Source organism: Arthrobacter sp. NPDC055585, from assembly GCF_053619115.1.
Genome location: NZ_JBSHIT010000013.1, coordinates 12,887 through 29,867 on the forward strand (window position 1 = coordinate 12,887; position 16,981 = coordinate 29,867).

Consider the following 16,981-nt stretch of genomic DNA (forward strand, 5'->3'; position numbering starts at 1 on the left):
GACTTCCCCGCACTCGAAATGGAACTGCCTTGTCCCTTCCTGCCCCTTCGCCGAAGTCAGTCCCCTCACGGGACACCGCACCCCGGCAGACTGTGCTGCGCACCCTGCGCTCGCCGCGGCTGCTGAAGACCGAGGTGCTCGCCGGGCTCGTCGTCGCGCTGGCCCTCATCCCGGAGGCGATCGCGTTCTCGGTGATTGCCGGCGTTGATCCGCGCATGGGCCTGTTTGCCTCCTTCACCATGGCCGTCACCATCGCGTTCGTCGGGGGCCGGCCGGCCATGATTTCAGCGGCCACCGGCGCCGTCGCCCTGGTGATCGCTCCCGTGGTGGCCAACTACGGCATTGAGTACCTGGTGCCCACGGTGATCCTGGCCGGGATCCTGCAGATCCTGCTGGCCCTGGCGGGCGTGGCGAAACTGATGCGGTTCATTCCCCGTTCCGTGATGGTCGGTTTCGTGAATGCGCTGGCCATCCTGGTGTTTTCCTCCCAGCTGCCGGAGCTGATCGGGGTGCCGTGGCTGGTTTACCCGGTCACCGCCGTCGGGCTCCTGATTGTGTTCCTGCTGCCGCGGCTGACGACGGCGGTGCCCGCCCCGCTGGTGGCGATCGTCCTGCTGACCGCTGCCGCCGTGGCCGCGGGCTGGAATATCCCCACGGTGGGGGACAAGGGTGCCCTGCCGGACAGCCTGCCGTCCCTGCTCTTCCCGGATGTGCCGCTCACGCTTGAAACACTGGAGAGGATCCTGCCCTACGCCATAGCCATGGCGTTCGTTGGGCTGCTCGAATCCCTGCTCACGGCCAAACTGGTGGATGACATCACGGACACCCGCTCCTCCAAGCCGCGCGAAGCCGCCGGGCAGGGCATCGCCAACATCGTCACCGGGTTCTTCGGCGGCATGGGCGGCTGTGCCGTCGTGGGACAGACGATGATGAACGTCAAAGCCTCCGGCGCGCGCACCCGCATCTCCACCTTCCTGGCCGGCGTGTTCCTGCTCATCCTGGTGGTGGTGCTCGGCGACGTCGTGGCCCTGATCCCCATGGCCGCGCTGGTGGCCGTGATGATTTTCGTGGCGTACGCCGCGTTCGACTGGCACAGCATCCGCCCCTCCACACTGCGCCGCATGCCCAAGTCGGAGACCGCCGTCATGCTGATCACCGTGCTGGCCACGGTGCTGACCCACAACCTGGCCATCGGCGTCGGGGCCGGCGTGCTCACGGCCATGGTCCTGTTCGCGCGCCGCGTGGCGCACTTCGTCACCGTGCAGCGCACCCTAACGGACGACGCCGGCACTGCCACCTATCTGGTGCTCGGCGAGCTCTTCTTCGCCTCCTCCAACGACCTCTACACGCAGTTCGAGTACGCCTCGGATCCGGGGCGGGTGGTGATCGACATGAGCGGTTCGCATGTCTGGGACGCCTCGACGGTGGCCGCTCTGGATTCAATCGCGGAGAAGTACCGGTCCCGCGGCAAGTCCGTGGAAATCACCGGGCTGAACCAAGCGTCCGCGTCCATCCGGGAGAAGCTCTCGGGGAACCTGCCCTAGCGAGGCACAGGCGTACCGCCGAGAGGCCAGTTACGGCTCTTTTGAGCGCCCATAAGAGCCGCAAGTGGCCTCTCGCGGGAGGGAAAACCGTTGACTTTCTCAACTAATGTCGACAGGATGGGGTGAATCCGCAGGTCAGCTCCGACAGGAAGTACCCTCTTCATGGTTTACACACTCGGCCTCGACGTCGCGGCCCTGGACGCCATTGACACCCACGTCCACATTGAGGTGGATGACCATGGGCACAACGCCCTTCCCCAGCCGCTGGTCGACGCCGCTTCCAAGCACTTCAAGACCGACGGTCCCCGCCCCGGACTGGATGAGATCGCCGCGTACTACCGGGAGCGGAAGACAGCTGCCGTCGTCTTCACCGTGGATGCGTCCAAGGCCCTCGGGCACCCGCCGAACTCCAGCGAGGAGATCGCCGAAGGCGCTGCCCGGAACAATGACGTCCTGATCCCGTTCGGTTCGGTGGACCCAACTTCCGGCACGGACGCGCTCGCCCGCGCCAAGGTGCTGGCCGGGGACTACGGAGTGCGGGGCTTCAAGTTCCACCCCACCGTGCAGAACTTCGACCCCAGCGACCGCAGCTTCTACCCGCTCTGGTCCCTGATCCAGGACCTCGGAGTCCCGGCGCTCTTCCACACCGGCCAGACCGGCATTGGATCCGGCCTCCCGGGCGGGTTCGGCCTGAAACTGGGCCTCTCCAACCCCATGCTGCTCGACGCCGTTGCAGCGGACTTCCCTGACCTGCAGATCATCATGGCCCACCCCTCGGTTCCCTGGCAGGACGAGGCCATTGCCGTTGCCACACACAAGGCCAACGTCTGGATCGACCTCTCCGGCTGGTCGCCCAAGTACTTCCCGGCGAACCTGGTGCGGCATGCCAATTCACTGCTGCAGGACAAGGTCCTCTTCGGCTCGGACTACCCGCTGATCACCCCCGACCGCTGGCGGCGGGACTTCGACGCCCTCGAGATGAAGGACGAGGTGCGGCCGAAGATCCTCAAGGAGAACGCCGTCCGGCTGCTCGGTCTGGGATCATGACCGAGCTCTACGGCTCCGACCGCTACGGCTACTCCGGCCTCCTCACCGGACCGGAACTCGAGGTCCTCGCCAAGCTGCGCGCGGTCCTGGACGAACAGGTTTCCCCGCTGCTGGCCGAGTACTGGGAAGCCGGCGACTTCCCGGAACAGATCCGCCAGCCGCTGGTGGACCTGAACCTGATGGCCCCCGACGGCGCCACGGACAGCCAGGGCCGCACGTCCGGGCTCTACGGCGGTTTCCGGAACTTTGAACTGGCCCGCACCGATGCCTCCGTGGCCACGTACTACAACGCGCAGTCCGGTCTGTTCCGCTCCACCGTCCTGCACGGCGGAAGCCCCGAACAGGCAGCGGAACTGGACCCGAAAATCCGTTCCTTCGAGTACACCGGCGTCTTCGCGCTGACCGAGCCGGAGCACGGCTCGGACATTGCCGGCGGGCTGGCCACGTCCGCGCGCCGCGAGGGGGAGAGCTGGATCATCGACGGCGCCAAGCGCTGGATCGGCGGGGCCGGAACCGCTGATGTGCTGGCCGTCTTCGCCAGGGATGAGGCGGACGGGCACGTCAAGGCATTTCTGGTTCCGCGCGACGCGGACGGCGTTTCACTCACCAAGATCCTGCGCAAAACCTCCCTGCGGATGATGCAGAACTTCGACATTGAGCTGCGCGGGGTCCGGGTGCCGGACTCCGCCCGGCTGGCCGGGATCAACTCCTTCAAGGACGTGGCAGCCCTGATGCGCCGGCTGCGTTCCGACGTCGCCTGGATCGCCACCGGCATGCAGGCCGGCGCCTACGAAGCCGCCGTGCGCTACACGCTGGAGCGCCAGCAGTTCGGCCGGCCGCTGGCCTCCTTCCAGCTCACGCAACAGAAACTGGCCACCATGATGGCGAACCTCACCGCGTCGCTGGGCATGGTGGTCCGCCTGACCCAGCGCCAGGAAGAAGGCATCTTCCGGGACGAGGATTCGGCCATGGCCAAGATGTTCACCTGCACGTCCCTGCGGGAAACCGTTGCCCTCGCCCGCGAAGTGGTGGGCGGCAACGGCATCACCCTGGACACCGGCGTCGCGCGTTTCCATGCCGACGCGGAGGCGGTCTATTCCTACGAAGGCACCCACGACATCAATGCCCTCATCCTGGGCCGCTCAATCGCCGGGGTGGGCGCCTTCCGCTGATAGGGTCTGCCGCCATGGAGAAAAATCTCGCGGACTTCCTGGCCAGCTTCAACACCGCCGTCGAACTGGCCCAGTCCCAGCGCGCCCAGGCTTCCGAGCGGGAACGTCTGAAGGATGCCATCAGCCGCCACCTTGGCGTGCCGGCACAGGACGTGCCGATCGTGACCGAGGAAATCCCGTTTCATCGCTTCGCCGACGCAGATATTGCGCTGGAACGCCTCGCGGCGGCGGACGATGAAAACACCCTGATCGGAATGGGCGGCGGCCAGCAGCGCCAGCACCTGGGCCTGGCTGACGTGGTGCAGGAGGAAGGCTACGGGTACATCAACGTGGGCCAGCCGGACTTCGTGAACGTGGCAGTCGGCCCGCAGGAAAGCCGTGAAGCGGTAGCCCTGGGGATCCGGCTGTTCCGCCACGACGGCGTTCCGGTGGCCGTGATGCAGCGCAACGGAAACCCGCAGACCGGCAGCCCGGATCTTTCGCTTGCGGTCATGGCAGCGGAGCGGTCCGCTGCAGCAGCGCTGCTGGCAGCCATCCACGAGGATCTGCGGGTCAACAGCGTGCTGCGAGGTCAGGTGGTGTCGCTGGGCTTCGACCCGTACGGGCGCAGCGGAGCCGGCGTGACATTCCTGGAACGCCCGGAGCTTTCGCGCGCCGAAGTGATCCTGCCCGACGGCGTCCTGGACCGGGTGCGCAGCCACGTCCTGGGCATTGCCGGGCACCGCAGCCGCCTGCAGGCCGCCGGGCAGCACCTCAAACGCGGCGTGCTGCTCTACGGGCCGCCCGGAACCGGCAAGACCCACACAGTCCGGCACCTGCTCAGCGAAAGCCCGGGCACAACGGCGGTGCTGCTCACCGGTGCGGCGCTGGGCGCCGTCGAGCAGGCCGCCAGCCTGGCCAGGGCGATGGCCCCGTCCCTGGTGGTGCTCGAGGACATTGACCTGGTGGCCGAAGACCGCAGCATGGGCCACGGACCCCAGCCGCTGCTCTTCCAGGTTCTTGACGCCCTGGACGGACTCGACGCCGACGCGGACATCGCCTTCATCATGACCACCAACCGGGTGGACGTGTTGGAGCCTGCCCTGGCCCAGCGGCCCGGGCGGGTGGACCTTGCGGTGGAGATCCCGCTGCCGGACGAAGCGGACCGGGTGCGCCTGCTCCAGCTCTACGCCCCCGCCGATACGTTCTCCGACGCCGCACTGGCACAGGTGGCGAACCAATCGGAGGGAGCAACGGCGTCGTTCGCCCGGGAACTGGTGCGCCGGGCCATCCTGGCGTCGGCCGAAGCCGGCGAGGATCCGGCTGATGCGCACCTACTGGCGGCCGCGGCAGACCTCTCCGGACAGTGCGAGGCCATGACCCGCAGCCTGCTCGGCGGTGCGGATCCTGCTGCCGGATTCGTTGCGAACGGTGCGTTTCCGGGGACGCCTGGGCCCGGGCCCGGGATCGCCTGGGGCTGACTCGGTGCCGTGAGTCCCGGGGTTGATCGGGAACATCCCGGGGTGGTGGTGGGGGCCGTGCAGGAGTGGGAGGCCCATCCCCGGCCGGTATCTTGTGCCGCAATAACGACGCTTGGTCAGGGTCCTCCGCTTCCTGTGTGGCAGTAACGCTGCTTTCGGAGGTTCAAAACTGCGTTATTGCGGCACAGAATTCTTAGGGGCCGGCCAGAAGGACACTAATGCGCCACAGGATGACGACGGCGCTGCGCCTGCCCGCACGGAGTCCGCACCCGCCCGCACTCACAAAACGCACCCGCCACGCGTTTACAGTATGTGGAAGTGAAACCGTTCGAAGCGATCGTCAGGGAACACGGCGCCACCGTGCTGCGGGTCTGCCGTGCCGTGCTGGGCCCGGACGACGCCGAAGACGCCTGGTCGGAGACATTCCTGGCCGCGCTGCGCGCCTACCCGCAGCTGCCGCCGGGCGCCAATGTGCAGGCCTGGCTCGTGACCATTGCCAAGCACAAGGCCATCGACGGTCACCGGGCCGCAGCACGCCGGCCCGTCCTGGTCCCCGAGCTGCCTGAGCGCGGAGCAACTGCCCCGGGACCAGGCGAGCATGACGGACTCTGGGCTGCACTGCGGACCCTGCCGCAGCGCCAGCGCGAAGCCCTGGCCTACCACCACCTGGCCGGACTGCCATTCGCTCAAATCGCCGTGCTCCTGGGTGGCACGGAGGCGGCGTGCCGGCGGGCCGCTGCGGACGGCATCAAGAAACTGCGAACCCTGGAAGCCGAGGAGCTGCGATGACACTGGATACCCTCACCGGCCTGCGCGCCGGTGAAGACACGGCCCTGGCCCGCCTGCACACCCGCCTCGCCGCCGCCGCCCAGGAACAGGACCTGCTCGACGTCGCCTACACCGTGATGCCCTCACCCGTGGGGGAACTGCTGCTGGCAGCCACCCCGGCTGGCCTTGTCCGGGTCGGCTTCGGGGTTGAAGGGCACGACGCCGTGCTGGCGCAGCTGGGCGCCCGGATCAGCCCGCGAATCCTTCAGGCTCCCGAACGCCTGGCCGAGCCGGTCCGGCAGCTCCAGGAGTATTTCGCCGGCACCCGCAGGGAGTTCAGCCTGGCGCTCGATTTCCGTCTGGCCACCGGGTTCCGGCGCACCGTCGTCGAACACCTGCCGGACATTGGCTACGGCTCGACCACCAGCTACGCCGCCCTGGCCGCCCTCGCCGGAAGCCCCGGCGCCGTGCGCGCCGCGGGAACCGCCTGCGCCCGGAACCCGTTGCCCGTTGTGGTGCCCTGCCACCGTGTGGTCCGGTCGGACGGCAAGATCGGCAACTACCTGGGCGGCACCGAGGCCAAGGCCACCCTGCTGGCCATGGAGGCCGCGGCATGACCGGACAGCTGTTTCCGCGCGAGCGTTCCGCTCCCTCCGCCGGCGCCGTGCACGTGCCGGGCTGGCTGGAACCGTCCCGGCAGCATGAAATCGTCCAGGCCTGCCGGGCCTGGGCCGTGGGACCCGTTCCCATGCGGTCCGCAGTGCTGCCCGGCGGGCACAAAATGTCCGTGCAGACCGTCTGCCTGGGCTGGCACTGGCAGCCCTACAAATACACCCGGACGGCAGACGACGCCGGCGGCGGCCGGGTTGCCGAGGTTCCGGACTGGCTGGTGGACCTGGGGCGCGACGCAATCCGGGCCGCGTACTTAGCCGAAGGGCAGGCCGGGTATGCGCCGGACATCATCGACCCGGAGGACTACACCCCCGATACCGCGCTGATTAACTTCTACGCCCACGGTGCCCATATGGGCATGCACCAGGACAAGGACGAACGCTCCAGTGCACCGGTGGTGTCCATCAGCATCGGCGACACCTGTATATTCCGTTTCGGGAATACACAGACCCGCACCAAGCCGTACACCGATTTGGAGCTCGTCTCCGGTGACTTGTTCGTCTTCGGCGGTCCCTCCCGGTTCGCCTACCACGGCGTGCCCAAGACGCTTCCTGGAACCGCCGACCCGGAGACTGGGCTCGACTCGGGACGCATCAACATCACCCTGCGGATGACCGGATTCGAGTGAGGACCCACCGCATCCTCGTGCCCGGTCCGTTCCCCTGGGGCCCGCTGGTGCGCAGCCTCGCCGCTCACGCAGTCCCGGGTCTTGAATCCGTGCAGGTCACCGAGCGGGCCGCGGTGCTCCGCCGCCTGTTACCTTCCTCCGCAGGCCCGGTTCTGGCCGAGGTTGGTTTCGGTGCGCCGGAGAGCGTGACGGTCCGGCTCGAGGGCGGGGAACCGGCGAACGACGGCGCCGTGCTGGGCCGGGTGCGCAGCTGGCTGGACCTCAACGCGCCGGCCGCCGCCGTCGACAGTTTTCTTTCCGGCTTTCCGGTTCTGGCTCCGCTGGTTCAGGCGCGCCCGGGACTGCGGATCCCCGGCACCGTGGACCCGTGGGAGACAGCGGTACTGACGGTGCTGGGACAGCAGGTTTCACTGGCTGCCGCCCGGACCTTCGGTTCCAGGCTGGTTGAGGAGTTCGGCGCTCCCGGCCACGGCGGTTTCCGTCTCTTTCCGTCGCCGCAGCAGCTGGCCGCGGCCGGCGGGGAGAACCTCCAGTCTGCTGTAAGGATCACCGGAGCCAGGGCCCGGACCATCCACGCTCTCGCTGCTGCAGTGGCCGGCGGGCTCGACCTGGCCGGGGCGGACAGCTCCAGCAAGCCGGGACTTGATGCCGGCGCCCGTGCAGCACTGCTGGCACTGCCCGGAATCGGCCCCTGGACGGTGGACTACCTCGCAGTCCGGGCTGCAGGCGACAGGGACGCCTTCGTGCCCGGGGACCTGGTTCTGCGGCGTGCCCTGGGTGTAGAGACCCCGCGTGAGGCCTCGGCGCTGGCCGAACCCTGGCGGCCCTGGCGGGCCTACGCCCTGTTCCATCTCTGGACGGCTGTGGCCTACGACAGCTAGGTAGCCATCAGGGTCAACACCAGGGCGAGGAGCGCGGGAATGCCCCGGATCATCGCGATGCGTGCCAGTGGCCACCTGCTGGCCAGCAGCACCACCGCGGCCAGGACCATGCATGCGGTGGAAAAGCTGATCAGGGTCACCCCGGCCACGGCATTGCTCACGCCCAGTAACAACACACCCAGCACCGCACCGACGCTGAGGAACAGGTTGTAGAAACCCTGCGTGTAGGCCAGCGGCTGGGTGGTTTCGGCGTCCGCCCTGGACGTGATTCCGTACACCCCCATGGTCTCCGGCACGTTCCAGCGCATGGACTCCAGCACAAAGAAGTAAAAGTGGACCGCGGCGGAAACCAGGGTGAAGATTGCGGCAGTAACCAGCACAAAACCCCCTCGGGGCGGGGACCGCGCTGCCGGGTGCGTTCTCGCCAAACCGGTCCGCTGCGGTCCGCGGTCCGGCCCATCCTCCCACCCGCGCCCGCACCGGGCCAAGGGTGGGCAGGGCTCCCAGTTGGCGGTGGAGACTAATCGGCGGCTAGCCTTGAAGAGGTGGCGGGCAGCGCCGTGCCTACCGGGCGCAGCCGCCCGGGCACCCAACGCCGTCAACGCCGGTTAGCCCAAGAACAGCCCCTAAAGGAGCACCCCACGTGCGCACTTCCCGTTCCCTCCGCGCCCTGGCAGTCGCCGCCGCCGCAGCGCTGGCGCTGACCGCCTGCGGATCCGACTACCCCTTGGGTGAGGAACAGCGCGAAGCCGCCGAGAACAGCACATCCACGCTGTCCGGCATCATCTCCGGATCCGGCTCCACCGCGCAGGGTCCGGCCATGGATGCCTGGATCGGCGGGTTCCGGGTGCTGCACCCCAAGGTGCAGGTCCAGTACTCCCCGGACGGTTCCGGTGCCGGACGGAATGCCCTGCTGGCCGGTGCCGTGGACTTCGCCGGCTCCGACGCCTACCTGCAGGACGAGGAACTCGATGAAGCGCGTGAGGTCTGCGGACCCGGCGGCGCACTGGACATCCCGGCCTACATCTCACCGATCGCGGTGGCTTTCAACCTGCCCGGCATCGAATCCCTGAACATGGACGCGGCGACGATCGCCAGGATCTTCAGCGGCGAAATCGAGTTCTGGAACGACCCGGCTATCGCCGGCCACAACCCCGGTGTGGACCTGCCGCAGACCCGGGTCACGCCCGTCAGCCGTGCCGATGATTCCGGTACCACGGAGAACTTCACCGAATACCTGCATGAAGCTGCTCCTGAAGCCTGGCCGAATGACCCCTCCGGATCCTGGCCCGGCGGGCTCGGCGGTGAAAATGCCCAGGGCAGCGCCGGCGTCATCAGCACCGTTACCCGCACCGAGGGTTCCGTCGCCTACTCGGATGATTCCGTGGTAGACGATTCACTGGGCACCGTGAACCTGAAGGTGGGCAGTGAATACGTTCCCATCAGCGCCGAAGCCGCCTCCATCGCCGTCGAGCAGTCCACCCGGGTCCCCGGGCGCAGCGCCCACGACATCGCCCTTCACCTGGACCGCACCACCACTGCTCCCGGCGCCTATCCGCTGGTGCTGATCTCCTACCAGATCTTCTGCAGCGGCTACGAAGATGACAATACCGTGGAGCTGGTGAAGACCTTCGGGCAGTATGTCATCAGCCCCGAAGGCCAGCAGGCCTCGGCGGATGCAGCCAAGTCCGCCCCGATTCCGCAGAGCCTCGCGGAGGACGCGAAGGCTGCGATTGAAAGCATCACCAAGCTTCCCTAGCTCCCTGCCCTCGGCCGGCATTACGCCCCAGACCCCGCCCTCACCAGGACATTTTCTGTGCCCGGAGATTTTCCCTGCCTGCCTTCTGCAGCGGTCTTCACAGCACCCCTTGCGCCCTTTGGAGGCCGGTGGCACCGTGGACCTACCGCGACGGAAAGGGGGCAGAGCATGCAACCCATCAGGATAGAAAGATGGTGGCCGTACCTGGACACGACGGCCAAACAATGGCTCCGGGAGAACCTTCGGCAGGACGGGATTCCGCCCAAGGTCCAGGATCGGATTGCCGAGGCCGGCGGCCCCGTGATTGACCCCATCCTTAATGTCAGGGACTGGGATTTCATCGAGACACAGTCGGAACTGGTTGATTAGGCCCGCCGGCTGCGCGAGTTTGCTCATCTGAGTGGAACTATGTTGCTCACATGATAAATTGAGCGGCACCTATCCGCTCGTCCCACAGGTGTGACTTATGAGCAAACTGAAAACCGAGTCCCTGGCCGGCCTCGCTGGATCTCTTTCCGTTCCGACCTACGACCGTTCTGCGGTGCGCACCGGCATAGTCCACTTCGGAGTGGGTGGTTTCCACCGTGCCCACCAGGCGATGTATCTGGACCGCCTGATGAATGACGGCAAGGCGCTGGACTGGGGTATCTGCGGGGTGGGCGTGCTTCCGCAGGACGCAGCGATGAAATCCGTCATGGACGCCCAGGACTGCCTGTACACGCTGGTGCTGAAGAACCCGGATGGCACGCGCGAAGGCCGGGTCATTGGTTCCATCACCGAATATCTGCTGGCGCCGGAGGACCCGGAAGCCGTCATCGCGAAGATGGCCTCACCGCAAACGCGCATCGTTTCGCTGACCATCACCGAAGGCGGCTACAACTTCCACCACGTTACCGGGGAGTTCGACGCCGCCAACCCGGCAGTGCAGGCTGACCTGGCTCCCGGGGCGGTTCCGGCAACCGTGTTTGGGCTGGTCACCGAGGCGCTGATGCGCCGCCGGGACGCCGGCGTTCCGCCGTTCACCGTGATGTCCTGCGACAACATCCAGGGCAACGGCGACGTGGCCCGCAGGATGTTCACTGCCTTCGCGGACCTGCGGGATCCGGAGCTGGGGGAGTGGATGCGTACGAACGTGTCCTTCCCCAATTCGATGGTGGATCGGATCACCCCGGTCACCACCGATGCGGACCGGGAGATGGTGGCGGAGGATTTCGGCCTCGAGGACGGCTGGCCGGTGGTCAGTGAAGACTTTGAGCAGTGGGTCCTGGAGGACCATTTCCCGCAGGGCCGCCCGCCCTTCGAGGACGCCGGTGTGCAGGTGGTGGACGACGTCGAGCCCTACGAGCTGATGAAGCTGCGCCTGCTCAACGCGAGCCACCAGGGCCTGTGCTACTTCGGCTACTTGGCCGGCTACCGCTACGCCCATGAAGTCTGCCAGGATCCGGTGTTCGCCCGGTTCCTGCTGGATTACATGGAGCACGAAGCCACGCCTACCCTGAAACCGCTGCCCGGGGTGGACCTGGATGAATACCGGCACAAACTGATCGAACGCTTCTCCAACGAGCACGTCCGCGACACCCTGGCCCGGCTCTGCGCCGAAAGCTCGGACCGGATTCCAAAATGGCTGCTGCCCGTGATCCGCGAGAACCTCGACGCCGGCGGGGAGATCCGCCGCTCGGCGGCCATAGTGGCCAGCTGGGCGCGCTATGCCGAAGGCACGGATGAGCAGGGCGCGGAGATCGACGTCGTCGACCGGCTGCGTGAGACCCTCATGCCTGCGGCGGCGCGCAACCGGGAAGAGCCGCTGGCCTTCATCTCCCAGCCAGAGCTCTTTGGCGATCTGGCCTCCAATGAGCGCTTTGTCCGGGCCTACACGCAGGCGCTGGAGTCACTGCACGACGCCGGCTCCCGCGCCACGGTCGAAAACCTCGTCCGCGGGCACGGGAACCGGGAAGAGAGCTAGCGGCCGGAGGTGTCAGCCGGCTCCGGTGCCTGAGCCGCCGCCGGCCGGGTGCTGGCCGGCAGTGCAGCGGCCACCACAAACACGAGGACCAGCGCCGCACCCCAGATGATCGCGGCGAGGTTGCCGCCCACAAGGAACGGGAAGTTCCAGAGGGAGAGCGCCAGCACTCCGAGCAGGCCGATCCCGCCGGCCACACCCGCAGCCCGCACCACGCCGGGAGCGGATACGCCGCGCGTACCGAAGCTGACGATCGCGAAGCTGGTCAGGGTCATCATGACGATCACGCCGATGGCCCCGGCGCCGGAGTACCAGGTGTAGATCTCCAGGACCGGATCCAGCTGGGCCACGGCGGAGACCAGCACGACGGCGGCGGTCACGCCGGTCACCCAGAAGGACGCACGCGAAGGTGCCCCATGGGCGGGGTGGACAGCGGCCAGGCCGGCCGGCAGCACGCCGCGCTGGCCCAGGGTAAAGAGGTACCGCGAGACGATGTTGTGGAAGGCCAGCATGCACGCGAACATGCTGGTCACTACCAGCACCTGGACGATGTCCGTCATGATCGGGGCGAGGATCTCCCCGGCGAAGCCGACCACCACGCTGTCAGGGCTGTCCGTTGCCAGGACTACGGCGTTGCCGGCCCCGAGGCCGCTGATGATCAGCCAGGAGGAGAGGATGTACAGCGCACCGATGGAGAGCACTGCGATGTAGGTGGCCCGGGGGACGGTGCGCTCCGGATCCTTGGCCTCGTTGCGGAACACCGCCGTCGCCTCGAAGCCGAAGAAGCCGAGGAAGGCGAACAGCAGGCCCAGGCCCGGCGCACCGGACATGGCTTCGGCCGGGCTGAACGGAACGGAGGTCAGATCACGGCCGGAGAAGAGGACACCGAGGTCGATGGCCAGGACAGCGGCAACTTCCAGGACCAGGACGGTGCCCAGCACCTTGGCGGAAAGGTTGATGTCCCGGTAGCCCAGGAAGCCGACGACGGCGATCATGGCAGCCGAGATCGCCCACCAGGGAACCTGGACGCCGGACCAGAGCTCAATCAGGTTTCCTGCCTGCACGCCCAGATAGCAGGTCATCGAGACCGTGAGGAGGACGTAGGCGAAGAGCGCCAGTCCAGCGGTGCCAAGCCCGGCCCGGCGGCCGAGCCCGCGGTCAACGTAGGAGTAGAAGGCGCCGGCATCCGGCACATGAGGGGTCATCCAGGCGTAGCCGACCGAGAACAGCAGCAGTATGGCCGTGGCTGCCAGCACCATCAGGGGCATCCCGACGGATTCGGAGACGGTGAGGATGAGGGGGAAGTTGGCCGCGACAACGGTGATGGGGGCCGCAGCGGCAACGACCATCAGGACGATTCCGGGCACGCCAAGCCTGCGGGTGAGTGTGGTTTTCAACGGTTTCCTTAGCTCTGTGGCCGATCTATCTCCAGCCAGCACAGAGCCGATATTAGTAAAACCGCCGGTTCCAGCCCTTCATAAGCGTGTCACACACGGCGTCAGGCGGCAGCGAAACAGAAAGGTCCTGATCCGGGAAACCGGATCAGGACCTTTTACATTGGTTGCGGGGGCAAGATTTGAACTTGCGACCTCTGGGTTATGAGCCCAGCGAGCTACCGAACTGCTCCACCCCGCGTCGTGCTTAGAACTCTACCGTACGCTTGCCGAGGGGACTAATCGCGTGGTCCGCGTCACTTGTTTCGGCTGGGAAGTGCCTCACTGGCCGGAGAGGGCCACGGCCAGGTCCTCGTCGATGAGCAGGGTGGTGACAAACCCCGCGGCGAGCACTGCGCGCACGGCATCGGCGCGTGCTGCCCCCTGTGCCACAGCGACCACCTTCGGGGTGTTCTGCAGCTGGGAGAGGCTGACTGCCAGTACCCGCTCATCCAGCTCGGAGCGCACGGGCCGTCCGCCGGCGTCGATCAGTCGGCCGGAGCATTCGGCTACGGCTCCGGCCTTGGCCGCTTCAAGCTTCAGGCGGTTGTCCACGCGGTTCCAGACCGTGGACAGACCCGGCATCCAGGCCCCGACAGCCACCACTGCGGCGTCGAGTGAGCTGGCCTTGCCCAGTGAGTCGGCGATCTCCGGCTGGCGCCGAAGCCCTTCGGCCGTCTGGCTGTTTTCCACCACTAGCGGGGCCCAGAGCGGCCAGGTGGCAACGCCGTCGTGCCGGCCCAGGTTCTGGATTAGCTCCAGCGAGTTGCCGCTGCCGGGCACAGGAAGGGCTCCCGCCAGCTGGACAATGTCACACGGAGGCAGGTGGGTGACGTAGCGGGCGGCCAGGTCCAGTGTGCGGGACCATGAGACGCCGATGTTTGCCCCCGGGGCTGCGGCCGCCATAATCTCGGCCGCTGCCTGCCTTGCCATCGCTTCACGCGTTGCCCGGTCGTCAGCACCGGTTGGGCTGATATGTACCTGTTCGACGCCGAGGGAAGCGGCCAGGCGGGCCGGCGCCAGGTCCGCAGCGGCTTCCGGGAACCGGATATCAATGCGGACAATTCCCAGGGCGCGCGCCTCATCCAGATGCCGGGCCACCTGGAATCGGGATATTCCGTAGTCCTTGGCGATTTCCACCTTGGAGCGGTTGTTGAGGTAATAGTCCCGGCCAATCCGGGCTAAAAGCTCTTGGCGGGAGGTGTCTGCTCCGGTAATGATTTAGCCTCCCTAACCTCTTATGAGCTTCCTGTTATTGCTCATTTGAGTCTAGCTGACTAGAGTCTCTCCCCAAATGAGCGCACGGATAAATCTCAAATGAGCAAGGGTGACGTATGAGATCAGAACGCAGAGAGCCGCGGCGCCGCGGCCGCGCCGGGCGGCAGGCGGCAGCGGCTGCGGCGGCAGCCGCCCTGGTGCTTACCGGGTGCGGCGGCAGCAGCGCTGACGGTCGGCAGGAGATCGTGGTGGCGATCGTCTCGAATCCGCAGATGACCGACGCGATTTCCCTGCAGGACCGGTTCGCTGAAGAGCATCCGAACGTGGACGTCCGGTTCGTGTCCCTGCCGGAGAATGAGGCACGGGCCAAGATCACGGCGTCCGTCGCTACCGGCGGCGGCGAGTTCGACGTCGTTATGGTCTCCAACTATGAGACGCCCATGTGGGCGGAAAACGGCTGGCTGACCAACCTGCAGGATTATGCCGACGGCACCCAGGGCTACGATCCGGACGACTTCATTCCCAGCATCCGGGAGGCGCTGAGCTACGAGGATGACCTCTACTCGGTGCCGTTTTACGGAGAATCGGCCTTCCTGGCTTACCGGGAGGATCTCTTTGAGGAAGCCGGCCTGACCATGCCGGAGCAACCCACCTGGGAAGACATTGCCGGATTCGCCGAGACCCTGAACAACCCGGACGAGGACTTCTCCGGGATCTGCCTGCGCGGACTGGCCGGCTGGGGTGAGGTGATGGCGCCGCTCACCACCATGATCAACACCTACGGCGGCAGCTGGTTTGATGAGGACTGGAACGCGACCCTGGACAGCCCCGAGGTGGAAGCGGCCGTCACCGACTACGTGGACCTGATCCGCAGCTCCGGCCAGCCCGGGGCGGCAACCAGCGGCTACGGTGACTGCCTCACCCGCTACAGCCAGGGCAATGCGGCCATGTGGTTCGACGCCACGGCCATGGTTTCCACCGTGGAGGACCCGGACTCATCCCTGGTGGTCGGCAAGACCGGTTACGCCCCGGCCCCCGTGCAGGAAACCGAATCCGCCGGCTGGCTGTACAGCTGGTCCCTCGCCATCCCCGAAACCAGTGAAGAAAAGGACGCCGCCTGGGACTTCATTTCCTGGATGACGGACAAGGACTTCATTGAACTGGTGGGGGAGGAGATCAGCTGGGAACGGGTGCCCCCGGGAAGCCGGCTGTCCACCTATGAGATTCCCGAATACGCCGAAGTGGCCCAGGCCTACGCCGAACCCACGCTCTCCGCGATGGCCAACGCAGCGCAGGAAACCTCCATGACCGGCAGCGTGCCCTATCCGGGCCTCCAGTTCGTGGGGATCCCCGAGTTCCAGGACCTGGGCACCCGCGTCGCCCAGCAGATCTCCGCCGCCATCGCCGGCCAGAAGAGCGTTCAGGAAGCCCTGGACCAATCGCAGCGCTACGCCCAGACCGTTGCCGAGAGCTACCAGTCAGGAGACAGCTGATGACCACCCTGGTAGAACGGCATAACCAGAAGGCCCGGCGCGACGCCGAGGCGCGCGAGTCCGGCGGCATGTCCCGGGCCGAGGGATGGCGCCGGCGGGGGCCCCTGCTGCCGGCACTGATCTTCACCCTGATCGTCACGCAGGTCCCCTTCCTGTTCACCATCTGGTACTCACTGCAGAACTGGAACCTGCTGAACCCGGAGGGCGACCGGTTTGTCTGGTTCTCCAACTACGTGGAGATCTTTGCGGACTCAACCTTCCGTCAGGCGGCGCTGAACAGCGTGATCTTCACGCTCGGATGTGTTTTCTTCGCCATGATCCTGGGCATCATCTTCGCGCTGCTGCTGGACCGGTCCTTCGCCGGCCGGGGGATCGTGCGGACCCTGCTCATTACCCCGTTCCTGATCATGCCGGTGGCCAGCTCGCTGCTCTGGTCGGTGTCCATCCTGAATCCCAGCTACGGCCTGCTGAACTGGCTGATCGGCCTGGTGGGCATTCCGCCGGTGGACTGGACCTCCACCCACCCGATCGCCTCCATCCTCATGGCGCTGGTCTGGCAGTGGACCCCGTTTATGATGCTGCTGGTCCTGGCCGGCCTGCAGGCCCAGCCCAAGGACGTACTGGAGGCGGCGCAGGTGGACGGCGCCGGATGGTGGCGCACGTTCTTCTCCGTCACTCTCCCGCAGCTGCGCCGCTACATCGAACTCGGTGTCCTGCTCGGCGCCATCTACGTGGTCAACACCTTCGACCAGATCTACCTGATGACCGCCGGCGGCCCGGGAACGGCCAGTGCCAACCTGCCCTTCTACATCTACCAGCGGGCGTTCCTCGGCTTCGACATCGGGCAGGCCGCGGCCATGGGCGTGGTGGTTGTCATCGCCACGATCATCGTCGCCACCTTCGCCCTCCGCCTGATCTTCCGCAGCTTCGACACAAAGGACTAAGC

The 16,981-nt window shown here is 66.7% G+C and carries 16 protein-coding genes and 1 tRNA gene; 13 read left to right on the plus strand and 4 right to left on the minus strand.

Translation table 11 applies throughout. The features are described from left to right. Positions 1 to 29 precede the first annotated feature (29 nt). The 8 genes from ACWGQ2_RS17545 (at position 30) to ACWGQ2_RS17580 (ending at position 8,172) form a co-directional block, all read left to right on the plus strand. Positions 30 to 1,544, plus strand: coding sequence for a SulP family inorganic anion transporter (locus tag ACWGQ2_RS17545; protein WP_452019524.1), 1,515 nt, complete (start codon positions 30 to 32; stop codon positions 1,542 to 1,544). A 162-nt stretch (positions 1,545 to 1,706) separates the two neighbouring features. Next, positions 1,707 to 2,591: an amidohydrolase family protein gene (locus ACWGQ2_RS17550; protein ID WP_452019525.1), complete on the plus strand. Its 885-nt coding sequence runs from the start codon at positions 1,707 to 1,709 to the stop codon at positions 2,589 to 2,591. Beyond that, positions 2,588 to 3,763, plus strand: a complete 1,176-nt coding sequence (locus ACWGQ2_RS17555) for an acyl-CoA dehydrogenase family protein (protein WP_452019526.1) — start codon at positions 2,588 to 2,590, stop codon at positions 3,761 to 3,763. Before ACWGQ2_RS17550 ends, ACWGQ2_RS17555 begins: the two co-directional genes overlap by 4 nt. A gap of 14 nt (positions 3,764 to 3,777) precedes the next feature. Continuing rightward, complete coding sequence (locus ACWGQ2_RS17560) at positions 3,778 to 5,223, plus strand: AAA family ATPase (protein ID WP_452019527.1); 1,446 nt, start codon at positions 3,778 to 3,780, stop codon at positions 5,221 to 5,223. 318 nt (positions 5,224 to 5,541) lie between these two features. Beyond that, complete coding sequence (locus ACWGQ2_RS17565) at positions 5,542 to 6,012, plus strand: RNA polymerase sigma factor (RefSeq protein WP_452019528.1); 471 nt, start codon at positions 5,542 to 5,544, stop codon at positions 6,010 to 6,012. Beyond that, positions 6,009 to 6,608, plus strand: coding sequence for a methylated-DNA--[protein]-cysteine S-methyltransferase (locus tag ACWGQ2_RS17570; protein WP_452019529.1), 600 nt, complete (start codon positions 6,009 to 6,011; stop codon positions 6,606 to 6,608). The genes ACWGQ2_RS17565 and ACWGQ2_RS17570 overlap by 4 nt, the downstream gene beginning before the upstream one ends. After that, on the plus strand, positions 6,605 to 7,291 hold the full coding sequence (locus ACWGQ2_RS17575; protein WP_452019530.1) for an alpha-ketoglutarate-dependent dioxygenase AlkB family protein: 687 nt from the start codon (positions 6,605 to 6,607) through the stop codon (positions 7,289 to 7,291). Before ACWGQ2_RS17570 ends, ACWGQ2_RS17575 begins: the two co-directional genes overlap by 4 nt. Beyond that, positions 7,288 to 8,172 (plus strand): DNA-3-methyladenine glycosylase family protein, encoded by an 885-nt coding sequence (locus ACWGQ2_RS17580; RefSeq protein ID WP_452019531.1) that lies wholly within the window; start codon positions 7,288 to 7,290, stop codon positions 8,170 to 8,172. Before ACWGQ2_RS17575 ends, ACWGQ2_RS17580 begins: the two co-directional genes overlap by 4 nt. Here ACWGQ2_RS17580 and ACWGQ2_RS17585 read toward each other — a convergent pair. Further along, positions 8,169 to 8,552, minus strand: coding sequence for a DUF1304 domain-containing protein (locus ACWGQ2_RS17585; protein WP_452019532.1), 384 nt, complete (start codon positions 8,550 to 8,552; stop codon positions 8,169 to 8,171). The genes ACWGQ2_RS17580 and ACWGQ2_RS17585 overlap by 4 nt on opposite strands. A 263-nt stretch (positions 8,553 to 8,815) precedes the next feature. On the opposite strand from ACWGQ2_RS17585, the gene pstS reads away from it, so the two are divergent. The 3 genes from pstS (at position 8,816) to ACWGQ2_RS17600 (ending at position 11,894) form a co-directional block, all read left to right on the plus strand. Then, positions 8,816 to 9,931 (plus strand): phosphate ABC transporter substrate-binding protein PstS, encoded by a 1,116-nt coding sequence (gene pstS / locus ACWGQ2_RS17590; protein WP_452019533.1) that lies wholly within the window; start codon positions 8,816 to 8,818, stop codon positions 9,929 to 9,931. A 168-nt stretch (positions 9,932 to 10,099) separates the two neighbouring features. Further along, positions 10,100 to 10,300, plus strand: coding sequence for a hypothetical protein (locus ACWGQ2_RS17595; protein ID WP_452019534.1), 201 nt, complete (start codon positions 10,100 to 10,102; stop codon positions 10,298 to 10,300). A 97-nt stretch (positions 10,301 to 10,397) separates the two neighbouring features. After that, the gene (locus ACWGQ2_RS17600; protein WP_452019535.1) at positions 10,398 to 11,894 is read left to right on the plus strand and encodes a mannitol dehydrogenase family protein; all 1,497 of its coding nucleotides are present in this window, start codon (positions 10,398 to 10,400) and stop codon (positions 11,892 to 11,894) included. On the opposite strand, the gene ACWGQ2_RS17605 is transcribed toward ACWGQ2_RS17600, so the two are convergent. From ACWGQ2_RS17605 to ACWGQ2_RS17615, 3 genes are all read right to left on the minus strand, one after another. Further along, positions 11,891 to 13,288, minus strand: coding sequence for an APC family permease (locus ACWGQ2_RS17605; protein ID WP_452019536.1), 1,398 nt, complete (start codon positions 13,286 to 13,288; stop codon positions 11,891 to 11,893). The genes ACWGQ2_RS17600 and ACWGQ2_RS17605 overlap by 4 nt on opposite strands. A gap of 161 nt (positions 13,289 to 13,449) precedes the next feature. Continuing rightward, a tRNA-Met gene (locus ACWGQ2_RS17610) sits at positions 13,450 to 13,526 on the minus strand. Positions 13,527 to 13,606: 80 nt separating this feature from the next. Continuing rightward, positions 13,607 to 14,464 (minus strand): sugar-binding transcriptional regulator, encoded by an 858-nt coding sequence (locus ACWGQ2_RS17615; RefSeq protein WP_452019537.1) that lies wholly within the window; start codon positions 14,462 to 14,464, stop codon positions 13,607 to 13,609. Between the two features lie 194 nt (positions 14,465 to 14,658). Here ACWGQ2_RS17615 and ACWGQ2_RS17620 point away from each other — a divergent pair, with 194 nt between their 5' ends. Both ACWGQ2_RS17620 and ACWGQ2_RS17625 read left to right on the plus strand, forming a co-directional pair. Then, positions 14,659 to 16,035 carry an ABC transporter substrate-binding protein gene (locus ACWGQ2_RS17620; protein WP_452019538.1) on the plus strand — a complete coding sequence of 459 codons (1,377 nt, stop codon included), beginning with the start codon at positions 14,659 to 14,661 and terminating at the stop codon, positions 16,033 to 16,035. Beyond that, positions 16,035 to 16,979 (plus strand): carbohydrate ABC transporter permease, encoded by a 945-nt coding sequence (locus tag ACWGQ2_RS17625; RefSeq protein ID WP_452019539.1) that lies wholly within the window; start codon positions 16,035 to 16,037, stop codon positions 16,977 to 16,979. The genes ACWGQ2_RS17620 and ACWGQ2_RS17625 overlap by 1 nt, the downstream gene beginning before the upstream one ends. Positions 16,980 to 16,981: the final 2 nt, after the last annotated feature.

What these genes read in the sequence shown, in the direction of transcription:
- ACWGQ2_RS17550 (WP_452019525.1), top strand. Translation starts at nt 1,707, where the DNA reads ATGGTTTACACACTCGGCCTCGACGTCGCGGCCCTGGACGCCATTGAC.
- ACWGQ2_RS17555 (WP_452019526.1), top strand. Translation starts at nt 2,588, where the DNA reads ATGACCGAGCTCTACGGCTCCGACCGCTACGGCTACTCCGGCCTCCTC.
- ACWGQ2_RS17560 (WP_452019527.1), top strand. Translation starts at nt 3,778, where the DNA reads ATGGAGAAAAATCTCGCGGACTTCCTGGCCAGCTTCAACACCGCCGTC.
- ACWGQ2_RS17570 (WP_452019529.1), top strand. Translation starts at nt 6,009, where the DNA reads ATGACACTGGATACCCTCACCGGCCTGCGCGCCGGTGAAGACACGGCC.
- ACWGQ2_RS17575 (WP_452019530.1), top strand. Translation starts at nt 6,605, where the DNA reads ATGACCGGACAGCTGTTTCCGCGCGAGCGTTCCGCTCCCTCCGCCGGC.
- ACWGQ2_RS17595 (WP_452019534.1), top strand. Translation starts at nt 10,100, where the DNA reads ATGCAACCCATCAGGATAGAAAGATGGTGGCCGTACCTGGACACGACG.
- ACWGQ2_RS17600 (WP_452019535.1), top strand. Translation starts at nt 10,398, where the DNA reads ATGAGCAAACTGAAAACCGAGTCCCTGGCCGGCCTCGCTGGATCTCTT.
- ACWGQ2_RS17620 (WP_452019538.1), top strand. Translation starts at nt 14,659, where the DNA reads ATGAGATCAGAACGCAGAGAGCCGCGGCGCCGCGGCCGCGCCGGGCGG.
- ACWGQ2_RS17625 (WP_452019539.1), top strand. Translation starts at nt 16,035, where the DNA reads ATGACCACCCTGGTAGAACGGCATAACCAGAAGGCCCGGCGCGACGCC.